This window comes from Flavobacterium sp. (assembly GCF_036405015.1).
In the GTDB taxonomy this organism is placed as follows: domain Bacteria; phylum Bacteroidota; class Bacteroidia; order Flavobacteriales; family Flavobacteriaceae; genus Flavobacterium.
Genome location: NZ_DASWYK010000072.1, coordinates 1 through 21,424, shown reverse-complemented (window position 1 = coordinate 21,424; position 21,424 = coordinate 1). Strand labels below are relative to the sequence as shown.

Annotated in this window: 15 protein-coding genes and 1 pseudogene; 4 read left to right on the top strand and 12 right to left on the bottom strand. The window is 33.5% G+C overall.

Annotated elements, in window-relative coordinates; all coding sequences use genetic code 11:
• The first annotated feature begins 185 nt into the window (after positions 1-185).
• Positions 186-3,401 (top strand): TonB-dependent receptor, encoded by a 3,216-nt coding sequence (locus VGE71_RS06010; RefSeq protein WP_331137503.1) that lies wholly within the window; start codon positions 186-188, stop codon positions 3,399-3,401.
• A gap of 137 nt (positions 3,402-3,538) precedes the next feature.
• Here VGE71_RS06010 and VGE71_RS06005 read toward each other — a convergent pair whose 3' ends face one another.
• Positions 3,539-5,401 carry a TonB-dependent receptor plug domain-containing protein gene (locus VGE71_RS06005; protein WP_331137502.1) on the bottom strand — a complete coding sequence of 621 codons (1,863 nt, stop codon included), beginning with the start codon at positions 5,399-5,401 and terminating at the stop codon, positions 3,539-3,541.
• 66 nt (positions 5,402-5,467) lie between these two features.
• On the opposite strand from VGE71_RS06005, the gene VGE71_RS06000 reads away from it, so the two are divergent.
• The 3 genes from VGE71_RS06000 (at position 5,468) to ligD (ending at position 10,142) form a co-directional block, all read left to right on the top strand.
• Positions 5,468-6,952, top strand: coding sequence for a PLP-dependent aminotransferase family protein (locus VGE71_RS06000; RefSeq protein ID WP_331137501.1), 1,485 nt, complete (start codon positions 5,468-5,470; stop codon positions 6,950-6,952).
• 112 nt (positions 6,953-7,064) lie between these two features.
• Positions 7,065-7,517 carry a hypothetical protein gene (locus VGE71_RS05995; RefSeq protein WP_331137500.1) on the top strand — a complete coding sequence of 151 codons (453 nt, stop codon included), beginning with the start codon at positions 7,065-7,067 and terminating at the stop codon, positions 7,515-7,517.
• A 12-nt stretch (positions 7,518-7,529) separates the two neighbouring features.
• Positions 7,530-10,142, top strand: a complete 2,613-nt coding sequence (gene ligD / locus VGE71_RS05990) for a DNA ligase D (RefSeq protein ID WP_331137499.1) — start codon at positions 7,530-7,532, stop codon at positions 10,140-10,142.
• Positions 10,143-10,219: 77 nt separating this feature from the next.
• On the opposite strand, the pseudogene VGE71_RS05985 reads toward ligD, so the two are convergent.
• From VGE71_RS05985 to VGE71_RS05935, 11 genes and pseudogenes are all read right to left on the bottom strand, one after another.
• Positions 10,220-10,921, bottom strand: a pseudogene (locus VGE71_RS05985) (Ku protein); the annotation flags it as partial.
• 104 nt (positions 10,922-11,025) lie between these two features.
• Positions 11,026-11,625, bottom strand: coding sequence for a murein L,D-transpeptidase catalytic domain-containing protein (locus VGE71_RS05980; protein ID WP_331137497.1), 600 nt, complete (start codon positions 11,623-11,625; stop codon positions 11,026-11,028).
• Between the two features lie 188 nt (positions 11,626-11,813).
• Positions 11,814-12,626 (bottom strand): methionine ABC transporter substrate-binding lipoprotein MetQ, encoded by an 813-nt coding sequence (gene metQ, locus VGE71_RS05975; RefSeq protein WP_331137496.1) that lies wholly within the window; start codon positions 12,624-12,626, stop codon positions 11,814-11,816.
• Between the two features lie 31 nt (positions 12,627-12,657).
• Positions 12,658-13,311: a methionine ABC transporter permease MetI gene (locus VGE71_RS05970; RefSeq protein ID WP_331137495.1), complete on the bottom strand. Its 654-nt coding sequence runs from the start codon at positions 13,309-13,311 to the stop codon at positions 12,658-12,660.
• Positions 13,304-14,335, bottom strand: coding sequence for a methionine ABC transporter ATP-binding protein MetN (gene metN, locus VGE71_RS05965; protein WP_331137494.1), 1,032 nt, complete (start codon positions 14,333-14,335; stop codon positions 13,304-13,306). The genes VGE71_RS05970 and metN overlap by 8 nt, the downstream gene beginning before the upstream one ends.
• Positions 14,336-14,745: 410 nt before the next feature.
• Complete coding sequence (locus VGE71_RS05960; RefSeq protein WP_331137493.1) at positions 14,746-14,940, bottom strand: hypothetical protein; 195 nt, start codon at positions 14,938-14,940, stop codon at positions 14,746-14,748.
• A 146-nt stretch (positions 14,941-15,086) separates the two neighbouring features.
• The gene (gene nagA / locus VGE71_RS05955; RefSeq protein WP_331137492.1) at positions 15,087-16,205 is read right to left on the bottom strand and encodes an N-acetylglucosamine-6-phosphate deacetylase; all 1,119 of its coding nucleotides are present in this window, start codon (positions 16,203-16,205) and stop codon (positions 15,087-15,089) included.
• Positions 16,206-16,350: 145 nt separating this feature from the next.
• Positions 16,351-17,748: a TolC family protein gene (locus VGE71_RS05950; RefSeq protein ID WP_331137491.1), complete on the bottom strand. Its 1,398-nt coding sequence runs from the start codon at positions 17,746-17,748 to the stop codon at positions 16,351-16,353.
• Position 17,749: 1 nt separating this feature from the next.
• Positions 17,750-19,102 carry an HlyD family secretion protein gene (locus tag VGE71_RS05945; RefSeq protein WP_331137490.1) on the bottom strand — a complete coding sequence of 451 codons (1,353 nt, stop codon included), beginning with the start codon at positions 19,100-19,102 and terminating at the stop codon, positions 17,750-17,752.
• Positions 19,103-19,104: 2 nt separating this feature from the next.
• A complete protein-coding gene (locus VGE71_RS05940) occupies positions 19,105-20,760 on the bottom strand; it encodes a peptidase domain-containing ABC transporter (protein ID WP_331137489.1) in 1,656 nt (551 codons plus the stop codon).
• A gap of 100 nt (positions 20,761-20,860) precedes the next feature.
• Positions 20,861-21,220, bottom strand: coding sequence for a hypothetical protein (locus VGE71_RS05935; RefSeq protein ID WP_257698390.1), 360 nt, complete (start codon positions 21,218-21,220; stop codon positions 20,861-20,863).
• Positions 21,221-21,424: the final 204 nt, after the last annotated feature.

Below are 21,424 nucleotides of genomic sequence, written 5' to 3'. Positions count from 1 at the left end.
GTCTAATCCTTTTATTTTTAAACATTTACACAAAGTATTGATTTTAAAGGGTTAAAATAATTTCAATATCATAACACGTTGATGATTTTAAGTTAACAATAAATAGTTATATCATTTTATGTTAACAAAAGCGTTAAATCGGATCGAAACAAACAGAGTTTCTTTGTCAAATAAAAACTAAAAATATGACAAACCTAAGACTCTTTTTTTCGGCTTTAATGCTCCTAACCGTGGGAAACATTTTTGCCCAAATTACAACCTCATCTTTATCTGCCAAAGTTAATGATGGTACAAGCCCAATTAATGGTGCTGAAGTAACCTTGACACATTTACCGACAAATGCAGTTTACAAAGCTGTTACGGATAAACAAGGAAGATTCAGTTTCGAAAATCTAAATGCCGGCGGACCTTACGAATTAGAAATTAAAAGTAATGATGCCAAAGATTATACTAACTCTCAAATACATTTAGCACTTGGAGACAATGATTTACCAACAATTGTACTAAGTAAATCGGATAATAATGTATTGGAAGAAGTAGTAATAACAGGTTCTAAACCTTCGTCTAAAAATAACGGAACCAATATTAGCGAAAAACAAGTAAATGGTCTTCCGTTGATAAACAGAGGAATTCAGGATGTTACGAAATTAGTACCGCAAAGTTCTAATAACTCTTTTGCAGGAACAAATTTTAGATATAATAACGTTACGATTGACGGTTCTATCAATAATGATGCGATTGGTTTTAGTCCGTCATTAGGAGGTCAATCTGGAACTTCTGGTATGCCTGGAAGCAGTACACGTTCTAACTCTATAAGTCTTGATGCGATTCAGGATATTCAAGTTTACATTGCTCCTTATGATATTAAATTAGGAAACTTTTTAGGAGGAAGTGTAAATGCTGTTACACGAAGTGGTACCAATACAGTAAGCGGATCTATTTACAGCTACGGAAGAAGTGCTGCAATTACTGGTCCTAACAATGCTGGAGATGGTTCTAAAATGCCAAAAGCTTTTGGTGACTATCAAATCGGTTTCAGAGTTGGACTTCCAATTGTAAAAGATAAATTATTCTTCTTTACAAATATGGAATATGCAGAAAGAACAGATCCTATTTTTTACAATGCAGGACAAACAGATGCCAACGGAAAACTAACTTCATTAGTAGATAATGCTACTGCTGAACAAATCTCTAATTTCGTTAAAACAAATTATGGATTCGACCCAGGAAGTTACGGTTCTTATAACAACTTTTCTAAAAGCCAGAAATTCTTCAATAAATTAGATTGGAAAATTAATGACAAACACTCTCTTTCATTACGAAATAATACTGTAATTTCTCAAGCAACAAATCTAGAGCGTGACGCGGCTAACTTTAGATTCGCAAGTATGGATTTTACTCAAAAAAACCAAGCGATTAGTACTGTTTTAGAATTAAAAAGTCATTTCAACAGTCAATGGTCAAACTCTTTCATAGCAAGTTATTCTGCCATTAAAGATTATCGTGATCCAAAATCAAGCAATATTATGTTTCCTCAAACAGAAATTGGTTACAATGGTGGAACAATTTTCTTAGGAAATGATCGTGAAGCAACTGTTTTCAATATGAAACAGAATACAACTGAAATTACAGATAACCTTACTTATAAAACAGGAAATCATACTTTATTATTTGGAACACACAACGAATTTTACGACATCAATTACGGATTCGTAAATGCGCTTAACGGAAGAATTTCATACAAATCTCTGGCTGATTTTTACAACAAATTACCTTCTAGAGTACGTGGAACTTATCCTTTTGATGGTTCTTCAAGAGACGAAATCTTTAATAATCCGTATGCACAATTTAACGTAAACCTTTACAGTGCTTATGTTCAGGATGAAATTAGAATTGGAAGTAAATTAAAAGTTACTCCAGGAGTAAGAATTGATTATACAGACATGCCAACTAAACCAAAATTAAGTCAGCAAGTTCAAAATTCTCCAGCAGATCCAAATTATGGAACAACTTACGATTATACGCCATTAAGCCAGATTAAAAACAACTTTTTTGGTACAGCTTTAGTTTCTCCAAGAATCGGATTTACATACAATGTTAACGAAGATAAAACGCTTGTTTTAAGAGGTGGTTCTGGAGTATTTACAGGTAGAGTTCCGTTTGCTTGGTTAGGATATGCGTATTACAATGATGGTGTTGGTTACGGAAGTTACGACAAAAACAACCTTACTGCAGCTCAAGTTGCAGCAGCAGGCGATCCTTTGACTCCAAACGGATTAAATGGATATCATGATGCAACACCAAAAGTTCAGGCCGATTTAATTGATAATAAATTCAAAATGCCAGCTGTTTTAAGAAACTCGCTTGCGATTGATAAAATCATTAACGGATATAAATTTACAACTGAAGGAATGTACACAAAAGTGATTCGCGATCTTCAATTTCAACAAGTAAATAAGACAGATAATCCAACTTATTTCTCTTACGACACGAATCATCAGATGCCGATTTATGCTGCAAATATCAATGCTGCGTTTTCAAATGCTTACTTATTGTCAAATACAAATAAAGGATACCGTTACAGCATTACTGAGATGATTTCAAAAACATACGATTTTGGTCTTAATTTTATGGTCGCTTATACTTATGGAGATTCTAAAGATGTTACAAACGGAATTCGTAATTCTATGGAAAGTAACTTCCAAATGAATCAATCTTTAACACCAAATGATCCTCAGTTAGCAACTTCAAACTTTAATATCAAACACAGAATTGTTTCTAATGTTGGATATGCAGTAAAATTGGCTGACAACAATACTTTCTCTGCAAATGTTTATTTTAATGCACAATCAGGAAATCCGTTTTCTTGGGGATTTGTAAACTCTACAATTGCTGGAACAGGACAAGCAGCAGGATTAGCATATATCTTTAAAGATGCTGCAGAAGCGGCAAAATATATTGGAGTTAGTTCAGCTGGTGTTCCTTCTGCTACAGCAGCACAGCAAGTTGCAGATTACGAAGCCTTCATTAACGGAAATGATTATTTAAAAAGCAGAAGAGGAACATTCACACAAAGAAATGGTGATACTACTCCATGGAACATTCAGGCTGATTTAAAATTAATGGACGAAATCAAAGTAACTAAAGTAGGAACTTTCCAAATTTCATTCAGTATGGCTAATATCGGAAACCTTATCAACAAAGATTGGGGAAGAAGTTATTTTGTTCCAAACACCTATAATTCAACAGCAAGTATTGGTTTAACTAAATCTGGAAACTTAGGAGGAACAGCAACAGGCGATCCAACTTACACGTTCCAAAAACCAACTTCTACACCTTATACTATAGATCAATTAGCTTCAAGATTCCAAGGTCAGCTTGGCTTAAGATACTCGTTCTAACAATTGTTTGTGTTTATTTTTGATCTATCTCCTAGTTATCCTTTAAATAACTGGGAGATTTTTCGTTTTAGAAAAACCATAAAAAAACCGCAATTCTAATTCTAGAATTACGGTTTTTTATGTTTTTTTAAAGTAATTTAAAAAGTAACTAATTTAACTCCTAAAGTAAACCATCTTGATGGCAGAGGCACTGCTCCTACTTCGTAATAAGTGGCATTAAATATATTCTGTGCATCAAAAAATATTGTGAATTTATTGATAGACTGGCTTACTCTAAAATCATTTACCCAGTAAGAAGGTCCAGTAATTCTTTCGTTAAAACGGGTTGCAAACAAAACAGAGAAATCTTTATACTGATAATCTATTGTATTGGTAATTTGATGTTTTAATGAAGAAATAAGGTATTTAGAATAGATTTCTGTTCTTGAACTTTTAAATTCAGAATCCAAATAAGTGTACGCTAAAAGAATGTTTAATCTAGAATCTTTAGAAAAATCAAATCTATAAGTACCACGCAAATTGATTCCGTTAGTATTTAAATCTCCCGTATTTTGACTTTGCCAAGGCTGCGTTGTCAAATTACGCATCCAATCAATATAATTGTCAATTTTTCTGTAGAAATAATTAGCGTTGAAGCTTAAAGCTTTTTTGTTGTATTTAAAACCAATTTCACTTTGAAAAGCATTTTCAGAATCTAAATCTGTATTTCCAATGTTTCCTGTTTGTTTCAAATACAAATCTGTAAACGATGGAATTCTTTGACTTGTTCCAACATTACCAATAATTTTAAAAGCATCTGTAATCGCATAACTAGCGTCGATTCCTGGATAAATCTGCCATTTGTAATCTGAATTGTAATTCAAATACGTTCCAATATTTACGTCAAGTTTATCTGTAAAACTCGTTCTATATTCTGCATAAACTCCCAGATTTTCGCGATCATGATCACCAATATTTGAAGAATGAATATTTTCATTTCTAAATTCTGCTCCAAAACCAATTTCGCCTTTAGACAATTTCACCGTAGAATTTAATTCTCCAGCAATAGAATTGGTATAATGTTGACTTCTACCTACGGCCAAATTAGAGTTTCCTAAGTAACGATAATCATCATAATTATATCTGTACGTTACTCTTGGCATAATTTTCCAGTTTTCTGTAATGGCATGTTTTGACTGAATATTAGCAAAAGTCGTTTGAATGATTTCTGTCGAATTGATATCTCCTGGCGCTGCGTAAAATCCATTGGCACCAAAACCGTTGTTGATGTAACCCGCAGAACCTAAAATTTCATTAGAATCGTTGATTTGAACATTTCCTTGGTAGAAAATTTTGTTGTTTTCAAATGCTGTATTGTATCGATATCCGTTGCTTTTATCATGCGAAGCAAAAATTAAATGCTGTTGTTTTTCTTTTCCTAAAACTGCTCCCGCCTGAACTCCGGTTCCGTAAAATGTATCTCCAGTATCACGAGTATCTTTTTCAAAATTTGAACCTGCGTATGTACTTACCAAAAATTCAGAATCTGTTGGTTTTTTAGTGATAATATTGATAGCTCCAGTTAAACTGTTGATTCCGTAAATTCTTGCAGCCGGTCCGCGAACAACTTCAATTCTTTCGATAACTTCAACCGGAAGAGGCAAATTCAGCATATTATGAGCCGTTTGAGAATCGATTACTTTTGCTCCGTTCAACAAAACAACAGTTTGCTCAAAACTTCCTCCATCAACACTGATATCAGCCTGAGTTCCAAACGGTCCTCTTTGTCTAATGTCTACTCCATTGGCATATTGTAATACTTCCTGTAAAGTTCTTCCCGGAAGTTTTTTTATAGTTTCACTCGAAATCACATACACATTTCTGTTTTGTTTTGAAATAGGTGTATTAAAACGGTTTTCATTAATGATTACCTCGTTCATTTCGTTTATCGAATCCTTTTTAGACTGCGCATAAACGTTAGAACAAATTACTGCAAGAGCAGCAAAGTAGATTTTTTTCATTTGGTCAATTTTTTTTGGCAAAAGTAGTATCTTGCCGTACTAATAAAGTATACCAGTTTTGTATTTATGAATAGTCCGGTTGAAATTCCTTTTAAAAGCTTTATTCAGCTTAAGCCTGAAGAAAATACAGCGCTTTATCTTCAGATTGTTTTTGAATTTATCAAAGCCATTCAAACGGGTTTTCTTCCTGAAGGAACCAAACTTCCCGGTACAAGAATTCTTTGTAAAGTTCTTGAAGTGAATCGGAACACCTTGATTAAAGCTTTTCAGGATTTGGAATCTCAGGGCTGGATTGAAACACTTCCAAACAAAGGCACTTTTATTTTATCACAACAAAAGCAAAAAAACAAAGCTGAATTTACAACTTTAAAAGAACCAAATCAATCAGCAATCGATACTGGTTTTACTTTTCAGCGTTCTACAATACTTGAAAATCCAATCGAAATCAGCAATCTGCCGTATCAATTTAATGACGGAATGCCCGATTTAAGATTGGTACAAACCGATGTTTTGGCAAGATTGTATGTTTCCAAATTAAAAAGACACAAAACTTCTAAAACCTACGAACAAATCCAGCTTCGCTCCCATTCTAATTTTAAAACGCAATTTGCCAATTATTTAAATCTAACGAGAGGAATTCGTATTTCAACCTCTAATCTTTTAACTGCCAGTAGCCACGAAATCGCCTTATATCTGGTTACAAAAGTGCTTATTAATGCAGGAGATAAAGTAGTTGTGGCTTCGCCGGGTTATTATATGTCGAATATGACGTTGACCAATACAGGAGCTCAGATAATTTCTATTCCAGTAAATGAAGATGGAATTGATACTAAAAAATTGAAGGAAATCTGCGAAACTTCTAAAATCAGGATTTTATATCTTACCTCCAATTATCATTATCCGACCACGATTCTTATGAGTGCAAAAAAGAGAATTGAAGTTTTGGAATTAGCCAATAAGTACGGTTTTGTTATTCTGGAAGACGATTACGATTTTGATTTTCATTATGATCATAATCCAGTTTTGCCTTTGGCCGCTTTTGATACCAATCAACGTGTGGTTTATATTGGATCTTTTGGAAAATCACTTCCCTCTGGATTCAGTTATGGTTTTGTTGCCGCTCCAGCAGACTTTATCAAAGAATTAGAAAAGAATCAAAATATTCTCGAACCCGGAATTGATGTCATGAAAGAACAAGTTTTAACCGAATGGATTTCTGAAGGCGAAGTACACCGACTTTCTAAAAAGAACAAAAAAATTTACAAAGAACGCCGCGATTTCTTTGTTTCTATACTTAATGAAAAATTAAACGGCAAAATCAAATTTAAAATTCCCCCGCGCGGATTAGCAATTTGGGTCGAATGGCTTCCTGATTTTAATCTGATCAAATTTCAGAAAGAATGTTTGAATAACGGATTATTTTTACCCAAAACCATTTTGTATCAAACCAAAGATTTAACTGCAACTCGTTTAGGATTTGGACATTTGGAAAAAGAGGAAATGGAAAAAGCCGCTTCTATTTTAAAGCAATCTTTAGAGGCTATTCTATAACACAAAAACCTTACTTACTGATAATTATATAATTACAAAATTTAATAGTATAAAGAGCTCCCGATTTTTGGATTTAACTTTGAAATACGTTAGACCTCAAATCCTAAATCTTATGCCATTTTATGTCATTTTACAATTGATATTTATTTCAATTACCGCGACATCAGCTATGACGTGGTTTAGCTATGCAATATCAAAAAGTTTTAGGGAGTTGTATAAAGAGCCTGTACTATTAATATACGCCATTGACAAATTGAAAATAGATCACTCGGCACGATCAAAAAAAACTTGGGGCTGGTTAACACATTACATAATCGGTTTTTTGTTTGTGGTTGGGTATCATATTATTTGGGTAAAGAATATTTTACCAGTTTCATCATTAAGTGCTCTCCTACTAGGGGTACTCAGTGGTTTAATTGGCATCTTCAGCTGGATAATTATTTTCAAAATGACCCGTCATCAACCCCCGATTGATTTTAAGGGTTATTACATTCAGCTGTTCTTTGCCCATATAATTTTCGCCATTGTCGCAACAGCTCTCTATGCATTGATGCTAATTTTCTAAAAACGAAAGCTTATGTCACTCTCCAAATACAATCAGAAAAGAGATTTTAAACAAACGCGTGAGCCTAAAGGAAAGGTTGAAAAATCGGCTGATGCATTAATTTTTGTAGTTCAGAAACATGCTGCTTCTCATTTACATTATGATTTTAGATTAGAAATGAATGGCGTTCTCAAAAGCTGGGCTGTTCCAAAAGGTCCGTCTATGGATCCTGAAATAAAACGTCTTGCTATGATGGTCGAAGATCATCCGTACAGTTATAAAGATTTTGAAGGAACAATTCCGGAAGGAAATTATGGCGCTGGAAATGTGATTGTCTGGGATAACGGAACCTATACTTCTGATGAAAAAACAGATTCGCCAGAAAAACAATTAGTAGCCGATTTAAAGAAAGGACGTTTGAGTTTTGTTTTAAAAGGAAAGAAACTCAAAGGAGAATTTTCATTGGTAAAGCTTCACGGGAAACAAGAAAACGCCTGGCTTTTAATCAAAAAAGACGATAAATATGCTATTACAGATTTAGATATTTTAGAAAAGAATAAATCGGTTATTTCTAAAAGAACTTTGGAAGAATTAGAAGCTAGAGCTGAAAAAATAGCTTCTAAAAACGAAGACACTCAAGACGTAAAAAAAAAATCTAAACCGAAAATCGTAAAAGCTTCTTTCTTGAAACCCATGCTGGCCAAAACGATAGAAAAGCCTTTTGACGATGACGAATGGGTATTTGAAAATAAATATGATGGTTACCGTACCATTTCAATCCTAAATCAAGATGAGATCGAATTATTCAGTCGAAATCAAATTTCATTTAATATTAATTTCAAACCTATTGCTGACGAATTAAAAAAAATAGATCACACTGTGATTTTGGATGGTGAAGTTGTGGTTGAAAACGATTCGGGAAGAGCCGATTTTCAGATGCTTCAAAACTATATTAAAACCGGAATTGGAAACCTAAAATACTATGTTTTTGATTTACTGCATCTCGACGGAAATGATTTAACCGAATTGTCTTTACTGGAAAGAAAAGAACTCTTGAAAATCTTATTCAATAAATATTCTTTTTCCAATGTTTTCTATTCAGAACATACGGTTGGAGACGGAATTCAACAATTTGAAAAAGCCCGAAAAAACAATGGTGAAGGCATTATAGCCAAAAAAGCAAACAGTTCGTACACTGTTGGAAATCGCAGCAATAATTGGTTGAAAATTAAAATTTCGAATGAAGAAGAAGCCATCATTATCGGCATTACCGAACCTAAAAATTCCCGAAAACACTTTGGCGCTATTCTTTTAGGGCAATACAATGGAAAAGAATTACAATACATTGGTAAATGCGGAACTGGTTTTACAGAATCGGTTTTGCAAGAACTTCACACCCAATTAAAGCCTCTTTTTGTAGAGAAATCTCCTGTGAAAGAAAAAGTGCCGTTACGAGATAAAATTCAGTGGGTAAAACCAAAAATAGTTTGTCAGGTTAAATATTCAGAATGGACACAGGACCATCATTTGCGACATCCCGTTTATCTTGGTTTGAGAATAGATAAAAAGGCTTCTGAAGTCAATTTCAATGGAAATATCAATAGCAATGACAATTTCAATGGCAATGACAATTTCAATGACAATGGCAATATCAACAGCAACGACAATAGCAATGAAAATGCTAATCTAACCAAAATGAAACACTCAAAAGAACACAAAACCGAAAATGAATATGATTTGAAGATTGGAAAAACGACATTACATTTAACCAATCAAAACAAGGTTTATTTTCCTAAAGATGGAATTACAAAAGGTGATGTTGTCCAATACTACAATGAGGTTTCGTCACTGATTTTGCCTTATTTAAAAGATCGTCCCGAATCTATGAATCGTTTTCCTAATGGAATTGATGCACCAAGTTTTTATCAGAAGGATGTTGACGTTGACAAAGTTCCGAAATGGCTTAAAACCAAGAAAATTTTCTCTGAATCAAATAACGCAGATATTGATTATCTGATTTGTAATGACAAAGAAACATTACTTTATATGGCAAATTTGGGTTGTATCGAAATGAATCCGTGGAACTCTACCATAAAACATATTCAAAATCCGGATTGGCTGGTAATCGATTTAGATCCTGCTGGTAACGACTTTAGTCCAGTAATAGAAACAGCTTTGGTTGTAAAAGAAGTTTTAGACGAGTTAGAAACAGAATGTTTATGTAAAACTTCTGGAGCTTCTGGGTTACATATTTACATTCCGCTTGGAGCGCAATACGATTACGATTCTATCAAAATTTTAGGTGAATTAATTGCACAGGAAGTCCATTCCAGAATTCCTGATATCACTTCTATCGAAAGAAGCATCAAAAAAAGAAAAAACAAACTGTATATTGATTTTCTACAAAACCGAAGAGGACAAACTTTGGCTGCGCCTTATTCTGTTCGTCCAAAACCTGGAGCTACGGTTTCAACACCATTAGAATGGAGTGAAGTCAACGAAAAATTACATCCTTCACAATTTACGATTCAGAACGTATTGAAACGTTTTGAGAAAAAAGGAGATTTATGGAAACCTATTTTATCAAAAGGAGCAAACATTAAAAAAATCATCTTGAAATTGGAAGAAAGACAACACGAAGTTTAAGACGATTTCTTCTTTGATTTGTTCTCTAAACTCGCTTTTAGCATTTCCATCAAATCGTCGCTTTGTTTGTGTACGACTTTCAATTTTGGAGACGCTTTTTGAGGTTTTCCTTTGGCTTTCTTTTTAATAATATCCAGAAGTTTGGCGGTGTATTCGTCTTTAAAACCAGTAATATCAAATTTCTCCGTAAGCTGATCGATTAGCTTTTCGGCCATATCCATTTCTTTGGTAGCTTTTTTGGAGATAGGCGGTAACTTTAACTCGCTTGTACTTCTAATTTCCTGTTCAAATCGAATTCGGTTTAAGACAATGACATTTTTGTATGGTTTTAGAATCGCAAGGCTTTCTTTATTTCTAAGAACAAATCTTGTCACTCCAACTTTTCCAGAAGCTTCAAGAGCATCACGAAGTAAACCATATGCATTCATAGCACCTTTGTCCGGTTCTAGATAATACGGTTGTTCGTAATAAATACTTTGAATTTCTTTTTCGAGAACAAAACTTTCAATAGCGATAGTTTTGGTTTTTATGGCATCTGCCGCTTCAAAATCGCTATCGTCTAGGATTACATATTTATCATCGATTTTATAACCTTTTACGATATTAGCAAAATCAACTTCTTTTCCCGTGTTTTCATTGACCCGTTTGAATTTGATATTTGCATGATCTTTTTTGTCCAGCATATCCATATCAAGACTGCTTTCTTCTACTGCTGAAAAGATTTTTATCGGAATATTAATTAATCCAAAACTTACCGAACCTGTCCAAATTGATCTCATGATTTTTTATTTTTAATTGAATCCAAAATTTACTCCAACTAAAAAACGTAATCCTTACAAAATCAAGACATTGTTTTACAAATTTTAAAGCTTTTTTGTTTTCACTAATAATAAATATTTAGAATAATCTTCCTTTTAGAAGAGTCAATAATCTTTTCTAATTTCTTAAAAAAAGCTTCACTTACCATTGGACAACCTTTACTGTTGGAAATATAATAATCTTGTTCTTCATTTGGAACTGCAGAATAGGAATGTAAAACAATTGCCCTTTTTTGGGCATTACTATTAGTTTCATCCAAACCGTGTAATTTATACGATTTGCCAAACATGCCAATGTAAGATTTACCAACTGTATAACTGCCCAAAGAAGTACATTTGGACTCTGGCTCGTTGCTGAATTTTAATTCTCCTCTTACATTCGTTTCAGAACCAGAACCGTTAGCAACCAATCCTTGATCGAGAATTTTATTGTTTTCTAAATCGTAAATAAAAAATCTGTTTTTACCAGATTTGATTCTCATATCAATTAAAAAAGCAATTTTAGTATTGTAAGTTGTATTTTTACAAATTACAGCTTTTACTTCTTCCAGTTTTAAGTTAAAGCGTTCCATCTCGGGACTTACTTCTGGAATTTCTTTTTTATTTTCATTTGGAATCCCCCAAAAACTAACATATAAAAGCAAAGTCAAACCAAAAATTTTCATGATAATTGTTTTATAAATTAACAGTACAAAATTACTAGTCCGTTAAAAAACAAATCACCATTAAAAATCTGAAAAACAATACTTTAAGACATATATTAAAAACAAAAAAGACAGATAAAATATCTGTCTTTTTTAGTTTTCAAGTTTCAAATTAACTTATAACTCATAACTTATAACTCATAAATATTTTACCAGCCTTTTACTGCTCCGCCTTTAAATTCCTGTTCTGCCGCTTTCTCTACTTCAGGAGATTGAAAAGCTTGCAAAAACTGTTTTACTTTTTCTTCATTTTTATTGTCTTCACGGCTCACTACCAAATTCACGTACGGAGATTCTTTATCTTCTACAAACAAAGCATCACGCGAAGGCACAAGTCCTGCAGCAGAAGCAAATGTATTATTGATGATCGCAATAGAAACATTTTCATCATCTAAAGCACGAGGCAATTGAGGCGCTTCTAATTCTAAAATTTTTAAATTTTTAGGATTACTTACAATGTCTGTCACTTTTGGAAGCAGACCAACTCCGTCTTTCAATTTCAATAAACCATTTTTCTGCAAAAGCAACAAAGAACGTCCACCATTTGTCGGATCATTTGGGATAATGATTGTGCTCTCATTTTTCAGTTCCTCAAGTGTTTTTATTTTTTTAGAATAGGCTGCAATTGGGTACACAAATGTTTTTCCGATAATCGCTAATTTATAACCTCTTTGTTTAGATTGTTCGTCTAAATAAGGTTTGTGCTGAAAAGCATTCGCATCAATATCTCCTTGACTCAACGCTTCGTTTGGAATAACATAATCATTGAAAGAAACCAATTCTACTTCTAATCCGTATTTTTCTTTGGCTACTTTTTTTGCTGCTTCCGCCACTTTTAATTCAGGACCAGAAGCTACTCCTACTTTAATAAAATGAGGATCATCATTTTTTTTGTTTCCGCAGTTTGATAAAACTAAGGCTAAAGTTAAACCCACAGCTGTTTTTAAAATATTTAATTTCATATATTTTTAATTCTAAATTTTTAATTAATAATTATCTATGATCGAATCGTTTTGATAATTTGTCTCCCACAAACTGAATTATGAATACCAAAATAACCAATAAAGCCAAAACCGAGTTCATTGTCACGGCATCATAACCAATATATCCGTATTGATAACCAACTTGTCCTAATCCGCCTGCTCCAACGGCTCCACCCATTGCAGAATATCCAACAAGAGTAATCAAAGTAATAGAAGCTGCATTGATTAAAGAAGGCAATGCTTCTGGAAGTAAAACTTTATACACGATTTGAAAAGGAGTTGCGCCCAAAGCTCTTGCCGCTTCTATTAATCCTGAAGGAAGACTTAATAAACTGTTTTCAACCAAACGAGCAATAAACGGCGCCGCACCAATACTTAACGGAACCAAAGCCGCACTTACACCAATCGATGTTCCAACAATAGCACGTGTAAACGGAATCATCCAAACGATTAAAATAATGAATGGAATAGAACGAAAAACATTGACCAAAACCGATAAAATTCTATTTAAAACAGGCTGTTCTAAAATTTGATTTTTACGAGTCAGAAAAAGTAAAATTCCTGTTGGAAGACCAATTAAAAAACCAAAAAAGCCCGATACAAAAGTCATCACGATCGTTTCCCATGTTCCTTTTAATAATAAATCTATAAGAGAATCAGACATAACCTATAATTTCTGTTTTAATGTGTTTTGAATTAAAATATTGAATTGCAGCATTGTAATTTTCGCGTTTTCCTGAAAGTTCAATCAGCATTACACCAAAATTAACTTCGCCCGCCTGATCCATTTGTGCACTTACAATTTTGAAATCGGTATCAAAAAGTCTTGAAACTTCTGAGATAACAGGCTCGTTCACCGATTTTCCAGTCATTTCCAATTTCAATAACGGATTTAAATTTCCGTTATCTTCTTTTTGTAATTTTTCCTGATAAACAGATGGAACTTCAATATGTAATGAAGAAGAAATAAATTCTCTTGTCAATTCGTGTTTTGGATCAGCAAAGATTTCGCCTACACTTCCCTGCTCTATCAATTTTCCATGACTGATTACGGCCACTTCATCACAAATAGATTTTACAACTTCCATCTGGTGTGTAATCAATAAAACAGTAATATTGAGACGTTTGTTAATGTCTTTCAACAAATTCAGAATAGATCTTGTAGTAGCTGGATCTAGCGCACTTGTTGCTTCGTCACACAACAATACTTTTGGATTATTGGCCAAAGTTCTCGCAATAGCAACTCTTTGTTTCTGTCCTCCTGAAAGACTTGCTGGATAATCATTTGCTTTTTCGGCTAAGCCAACCAATTGCAATAATTCTAAAACTCTAGTTTTAATTTCAGCTTTTGAAGTTCCAGCCAATTCTAACGGAAAAGCCACATTATCAAAAACAGTTCTCGAAGAAAGTAAATTGAAATGCTGAAAAATCATTCCGATTTGTCTTCTTTCTATTGCCAATTCAGAATTTGATAATTGCATTAAAGCTTTACCATCTACAATAATTTCTCCCGAAGTAGGTCTTTCCAATAAATTCACGCAACGAATTAAAGTACTTTTTCCAGCACCAGAAGTTCCAATTACACCAAAAATTTTTCCTGGAGGAACTCTTAACGAAACATCAGACAATGCCTGGACAATTCTGTCCTTCTGATGAAAAGTTTTGGTTACATTTTTTAATTCAATCATTCTCTAATTAAGATTTAAAAACAAAAAAACCTTTCAAACAGAAAGGCTTTTTCAAATAAATTATATCATTTTATATATAAGCCAGTTTAATAAATTGCATTACAGCATCAGAGCACATCATACTGCTGCTATAATAATTCTTCATATTCTGGTTAGTATTTTTCATGGTCGCTGCAAATTTAAACAGTTATTTTCAATTTTAACGTATAAATAATCAAAACTTTTATTATCCTATAAAACTAATAGACTACTAAATCGATTGCTAGTAAAAATAAAAAGCTCCAGATTTCTCTGAAGCCTTTTTTAATGATTTCTAATCATTCCGTACCAATCTCTAATAGGTAGTACAATTATTTGGATTACAGCTATACATTCCTACGAAATGTTTGATGATAGAATCACCTTGCCATTTAACTAAATACAGCAGTCTCTACGGGCAATGTCATTAAGTCAAGAATTTTTTGATTGTGAGTTTGATTTTTAATTGCCTCCAGCTTTAGCTGGAGGTTTTGTAGATCAAGCATGAGGGCTTTAGCCAAACTTATCCATTTGGCTAAAGCCCACTCAATGCCTATTTGCATACCTCCAGCTAAAGCAGGAAGCAATTGTTTTTTTTGCTTTAAAAATCGTTAATCAGAAATCTTCAATAAAATCATCATTTAATCCTTAACTTAATGACATTACCCTATGGACATAATAAAGAAACATCTTCTTTAATTTCTACCAAACAAAATTTCTACGGAATAAGCCTTTAAGATAGATTGAGTGTTTCTATTTCACTTAAATCAGCATTGAATTGAACAAAGCTTGCAGGAAATCCCGTTTTAATTTTTCCAATTTTATCCTGCATACCAATTGCTGAAGCAACTCTTGTTGTCGCCATTTTTATAGCTTCGTCTGCCGAAACATTTAGATGATTATAAGCGTTTTGTACCGCTTCTGTCATTGATATTGTTGCTCCCGCTAGATTCCCGTCTTCATTTCTATAAAAACCATCTACCAAATGTGCATCAAAATTATCCCAGTTAAAATTGGCTACTTTTCGCCCAAGAAATGTAGCATCACTGATAAGGAAGAATTTTTCTCTTTTTAATCTGTAAGCGACTTTTGCAGCGGCGTAATCACAATGAACGCCATCTAAAATCACTGGCGCATATACTTCATCATTTTCAAAAACGGCTCCAACCAAACCTGGTTCACGATGCCCGAATTGCGTCATGGCATTAAACAAATGTGTTACCAAATTTATTCCTTTTGCAAAATAAGGCTGCGCTTCTTTGTGTGTTATGGTAGAATGTCCAATCGAAATGGTTATTCCGCTTGCTATCAGCATATCCAATTGTTTTTCTGAGAAACATTCTGGAGCAATGGTGATGACTTTTATAACCTCTTTTCCTTTTTCAATAATTTCTTCCAGCTCTTCATCTGTTGGCTTTCTCACCTGATCTATACTGTGCGCACCACGTCTTAACGGATTCAGAAACGGCCCTTCTAAATGCATTCCGATTACACCATTCTGATGCTTTTTCCTGTAATCACGAATAGCTTCAATTCCTTTTAAAATAGTTTCTTTTGAAGAGGAAATCAAACAAGGTAAAACATGTGTTGTTCCATATTTCATACTGGCATCATAAATATCTTGAATGGTTTCTTCGTTTGGCGTTTGGCTGAAATACAACTTTTCTCCACCATTAATCTGAATGTCGATAAATCCTGCCGAAATATGATTGCCTCCCAAATCAATTTGATCAATATCATTTGGGACTTCTTTTTGTACCGAAATAATTGTTCCGTTTTCTACAATTACAACTCCATTTTCAATTATTTCCTCACCTGTATGTACAACAGCATTGACAATCGCTTTTTTCATTTTCTAGTTTTTTTCAAATTTAAAAAAGAAGTTCGATTTTTCTGTAAATAAAAAAGCTTCAGAAAAAATCTGAAGCTTAAAAAAAAAATAAACGCTGAAAATTAAATATTATGCAAACAGGTACAGAATGCATATTTTTTTAAAATCAATCTGGGTTTGCCAGTATTTTATACAATTCGGCATTCGAAAGATAAAACTGGTTTTCTAGACTAATCTGAGATAATTTAGCACTCACCAAATTGTTTTCTCTTGAGTTGATTAAGAAAATGGAACTTTCTCCGAATGAAAATAGTTTTTCTTCTGAATTCAGCATTGTCATATAATCTTTTACTAGATTATCGATTACCATTTTTTGTTTTCTCAAAGAAGCAATTTCAGTCTGCTGTGCTTTAATTTTATTTTTAAGTTCTAATCGTTGTTGTCCGATATCAAACTGTAAATCCTGAATTTTAATTTTAGCCATTTTTAAATTTCCTCTTTCCTTTCTTAAGAAAATTGGAAAGCTAAAATCAATATTAAACTTATAATCGTCTGCATTAAATGTATTCCAGTAATTTGGATCTGAAATATAATTATAACCAACATTAACTTTTGGAAGTAACGAATTGGCTTTTAACTGACGGTTGACTTCCAAAATATCCATCTTAGTTTCTAAAGACTGAATTTTAGGATGTGAATCTAACGATTCCACATCAACCATCATAGCATCTGTTCGCAATGTTTCTTCTATCGTCTGACCTAAGTTTTGCTCTGGTTTTACTATATCTCCTAATTCAACTGGAACATTTTCAATCCATAAATAATTGGCTAGATTTAGTTTTGCTTTCGCCAGTTTTAGATTTCCGTTTTCAACATTCAGTTCACGGTTTCTCACTGTAATTTTAGCTTCAACACTATCAATTGCAGGCGAATCACCAGATTCTATTAATTTTTTAACTCCCGTAAAACGAGTACTTGCAAAACCTAAATAGCTTTTATAAAGCTCTGCTTCGTTGTAGCTTTTTCTCCATTCAAAATAAGCTTCACTTGCTTTCGCTAAAACGGCAATCGCTCTTAGTTTTCGTTCTGCATCACTCAATTTAAGTTGAAGTTTTCCTTCTCTCACATCAGCCATACGCTGATTGATAAACATTCCCTGACCCAAAGCCACACTTAAACCAAGCGAAGCTAAACCTGCTTGTGGTGTACGATTTTGTGGGTTATAATATTCTCCGTCTGTATCGTCAAAACCAGCTTTTACTTCAATTCCGTACCAAGTCGGAATTTTAAAACTACTGTTTAACAACGAATAATATTCTGTTCCTTTAAATTCTTTCTTACTGTAATCTACTTCAATTTTCGGGTCAAATCCGCCTCGGGCTGCCATTAATTTAGCCTGAGCATTACTCACTTCAAGATTGGCTTGTTTTACGAGTGGATGGTATTTTTTCACATATCCTAAAAACTCGCTGAAAGTCAATTCATCCTGATTAAAGTTCTGACTTTGAAGCGAAGAAAAACTCAATAGAAATAAGAAAGAAAACAATTTTACAAGATTTCTCATTTTATTTTTTCTCCTTTCCTTTTGCTTCTTTTTCTCCTGAATTATAATAATTTGGAGGGAAACCATTCAGATTTCGCCAAATCTCATACCAAACCGAAACCGTTTCTAACAAAGCAATACTTTGTGCTCCGGCACCAATACTCAATTCTTTTGGCCAGTGACGATCTTCTCCATCTGGCGAAACTAAAATTCTGTATTTCCCATTCGGACTGATAAAGTTTTCTATTGCTACCACTTTACCTCCATAAGTTCCATAAGACAATCCAGGCCATCCTGAGAATACAATTCTAGGCCAACCATCGAACCAAACACGAACTTTTGCACCACGATGAACTAGTGGCAAATCGATAGGATCTACATAAGTCTCAACCCCAATATCATATTGAGAAGGCATAATACTTACAATAGAAGTTCCTTCTTTAATCGTTTCTCCAAGACCTGCCAATAAAGCACGGTTAATATAACCGCTCTGAGGTGCTGTAATGTAATACAACCCGTTTCTTAATTTATAATTGGTGTATTGGTTTTCCAGTTTGTTTACTTGAGCTTCTGTATCGTATTGCGTGCTTAAAGCTGTAAATTTATCACTTCTAGATTTTGAAATTTTCTCTGTATACTCAGCCGTAATTCTGTTGATTTCAACTTTAGCATTAATCAATTCGTTTCTGCTGCTTAACAGTTTATTTTCTTGTGTAATGATATAGGCTTCAGATTCTTGCAGTTTCAATCTTTTCTGCTCAACATCTGTCATTGGTTTTAAACCTTCTTTGTTCAATGCAGTCGAACGGTCAAATTGTGTTTTTGCAATTCGAAGTTGTGTTCTTACTGCCACAAGATCCATACTGTCGCTTTTGATTTTCAGCTGAGCTTGACGAATTTTATTCTGCGCCTGCTGTAATTTCAATTGTCTTTCTGTATTAAGCGACTGCGCCTGAACATCAAGAGAACCAACTTTATCACTGTATGATTCTACTGCCATCTTTTTAGCATCGACCTGTTGTTTGGTATTGTCAACCAAATTCGGATCTAGGTAATCTTCCTTAATCTCAGAAATAAAAAGAATTGTATCTCCTTTTTTCACATAATCACCTTCTTTTACAAACCATTTTTCGATTCGGCCCGCAATAGCATTATGCACTGTTTGAGGTCTTTGATCTGGTTTTAAAGTCGTTACAGAACCATTTCCAGAGATATTTTGTGTCCAAGGCAGAAAAAGACAGCCAACACAAAAAATCAAGAAACCGATTATGACTTTATTTAAAATTCTATAATGAGGTCTTCGGGCCACACTTGTAATTGACTTGTATTTGCCCGGAGTTATAAGTACGTTATTATCTTTAGATATATTGAGCATGATTAAAGCTTTATGTCGTTAATAATTTTTCCGTCATCGATTGTGATCATACGACTGCATTTGCTCTTCCAGATATCGCTTTTAGAAGTAACAATTACCGTCCAGTCATTTTCTTCGGAAAGTAAAAAATCAACAATTTTATTCGAAGTCAATTCATCCATTTTATCAACAGGATCTTCTAAGAATAAGATATTTGGTTTACCCACAATACTTCTTGCCAAAAGAATTTTTTGAACATCAGAAGCAGAAAGTTCACGACCTCCGGGATGAATTTGATTTTCTAATCCATTCGCGAAAGTTTTAATGTATGGTGTAAGTCCTACATTATCTAAAGCCCATTTTAAATCATCGCTATTTAGTTCTTCATTTCCAAAAACAATATTTTCTCTAATTGTTCCTGCAAACAAAGTATCGCCTTGCAGATAAGTTCCTGCTTGTGCTCTATAAGTATCTTCGGTAAGGCGGTTCATGTAATTATCAGTCACATACATAGCGCCGGTTTCTGGTTCTAAAACGCCAGACAGTAATCGTAACAAAGTACTTTTTCCTGCTCCGTTTGTTCCTGTAAGGATGATTTTTTCTCCCTGAGAAATTTTCAGATTAATGTTCTTAAGCGACTTTTTGTTGTGTTCTGGATAATTGTAATTGATACTTTCTGTTTCAATATTGATTCCTTTCTCCGTTTTATCTGAAGTTTGTGGAATACATGAAATTTCCATATCTGTAACCTGTCCAATTTTTTCAACAGAAGTCAATACATCGTAGAAAGATTCTAATCCGAAGATGATTTTTTCTACCGAGTTGATTAATAATACGATTACGATTTCAGCTGCTACGAACTGCCCTATGTTCATTTGGTGGTGAATTACCAGAAAACCACCGATCGATAATAAGGCAGCAGTAACAATTACTTTAAAAATAGTCAGCTGAATATATTGTTTCTTCATTACCTGAAAGTGTTTTTCACGGTAATTTACATAGTTGCTTACATATTTGTCATTTCTGTCCAAAGCATACTCAAAAGCACCTTTTCTACGGAAACTTTCGCGATTGCGCGCAATTTCCTGAAGCCAAGCCGCCACTTTATATTTAAATTTCGATTCGTTAAGACTCGTTTCTAAACCGTCTTTGTACGAAAATTTAAAAATGACATATAAAATCACAATAAATAGAAGTCCGATTACCATAAAGAAAGAATGGTAAAGCACTAATAAAATAATTCCCAGACCAACCTGAAGGAATGCTGTACAGAAATCAAGAAGCAATTTTGCTGTTCCTTTCTGAACCATTAAAGTATCGAAGAAACGATTGGCTTTTTCTGGAGCGTACTCAGAGTACATTTCTTTAAATTTGATTAAAGGCATTCTGTACGCAAATTCGAAAGAAGAACGTACAAAAATTCGCTGTTGTAGGTTTTCTACAATACGAAGTTGCAGAATCGTCAGGATACCGCCAAAACCAACTCCAACTGTAACCAGGATCACAAGAACAATCCAAGAAACACTAAGTTGTCCGCTTTGAATAAAATTAATAATTGCCTGAATTCCTAAAGGCAGAGACAGGTTTACTAAACCTGCAAATGCAGCATAGAAGATAATTTGATATACATCACGTTTATCTAGCTGCAATAAATTGTAAAATCGTTTAAATGGTGTCATGAATTTAGATATAAATACAAGATTATTACATAGAATAAATATACGGCAAAAACCGCACTTAAGATCAAGATTTTCATCCTAATCCTTAAAAAACAAGTATTTATGAGTTCACCCGAGGAGGCGGTATATCTATTTTACCGTGAAAACCAAATGAGAAGATTGTATTATCAATATATTTTTTCCCTTCAGATTCTATTAAGAAATAGAAGTTAGGCATCAATGATTCTGATGAAACCAAATATTCCATTAAAGGAATTCCTTTTCCTAATTTGGCAGTTTTGGTTTCTTTTGTTTTATAGTCATCCAGTTCTTCTGGAATTCCGTCACATTTGAAGATTTTTTTCAGGAAATTACAAGTAATCCCTTTAACAGTGTATGTTTCGGCATTAGCATTGATGATTCGGCTTACGCCATTCGAGATGTTTAAACTGCTGATTAAAAAATAGCCGACTAGTAACACCTGAAGGCATTTACATAAAAAGCTATTTTTAATTTTATTCAACATAATCTAAAAAACAAAAGTTACACCCTCTCAAAAATCATTCTTAAAAGACATTAGATTAATCCATTTCTTAATTTTCTGTCTTCTATTTTGCCGCTAAATTTATTTCTTAGTCTAAAAAACCATGGTGATTTTAGTCAAAAACTCAATGATTTAAAGCAA

Coding starts and splice junctions, on each gene's coding strand:
- VGE71_RS06010 (WP_331137503.1), top strand. CDS start 186: ATGACAAACCTAAGACTCTTTTTTTCGGCTTTAATGCTCCTAACCGTG.
- VGE71_RS06005 (WP_331137502.1), bottom strand. CDS start 5,401: ATGAAAAAAATCTACTTTGCTGCTCTTGCAGTAATTTGTTCTAACGTT.
- VGE71_RS06000 (WP_331137501.1), top strand. CDS start 5,468: ATGAATAGTCCGGTTGAAATTCCTTTTAAAAGCTTTATTCAGCTTAAG.
- VGE71_RS05995 (WP_331137500.1), top strand. CDS start 7,065: ATGCCATTTTATGTCATTTTACAATTGATATTTATTTCAATTACCGCG.
- ligD (WP_331137499.1), top strand. CDS start 7,530: ATGTCACTCTCCAAATACAATCAGAAAAGAGATTTTAAACAAACGCGT.
- VGE71_RS05980 (WP_331137497.1), bottom strand. CDS start 11,625: ATGAAAATTTTTGGTTTGACTTTGCTTTTATATGTTAGTTTTTGGGGG.
- metQ (WP_331137496.1), bottom strand. CDS start 12,626: ATGAAATTAAATATTTTAAAAACAGCTGTGGGTTTAACTTTAGCCTTA.
- VGE71_RS05970 (WP_331137495.1), bottom strand. CDS start 13,311: ATGTCTGATTCTCTTATAGATTTATTATTAAAAGGAACATGGGAAACG.
- metN (WP_331137494.1), bottom strand. CDS start 14,335: ATGATTGAATTAAAAAATGTAACCAAAACTTTTCATCAGAAGGACAGA.
- nagA (WP_331137492.1), bottom strand. CDS start 16,205: ATGAAAAAAGCGATTGTCAATGCTGTTGTACATACAGGTGAGGAAATA.
- VGE71_RS05950 (WP_331137491.1), bottom strand. CDS start 17,748: ATGAGAAATCTTGTAAAATTGTTTTCTTTCTTATTTCTATTGAGTTTT.
- VGE71_RS05945 (WP_331137490.1), bottom strand. CDS start 19,102: ATGCTCAATATATCTAAAGATAATAACGTACTTATAACTCCGGGCAAA.
- VGE71_RS05940 (WP_331137489.1), bottom strand. CDS start 20,760: ATGACACCATTTAAACGATTTTACAATTTATTGCAGCTAGATAAACGT.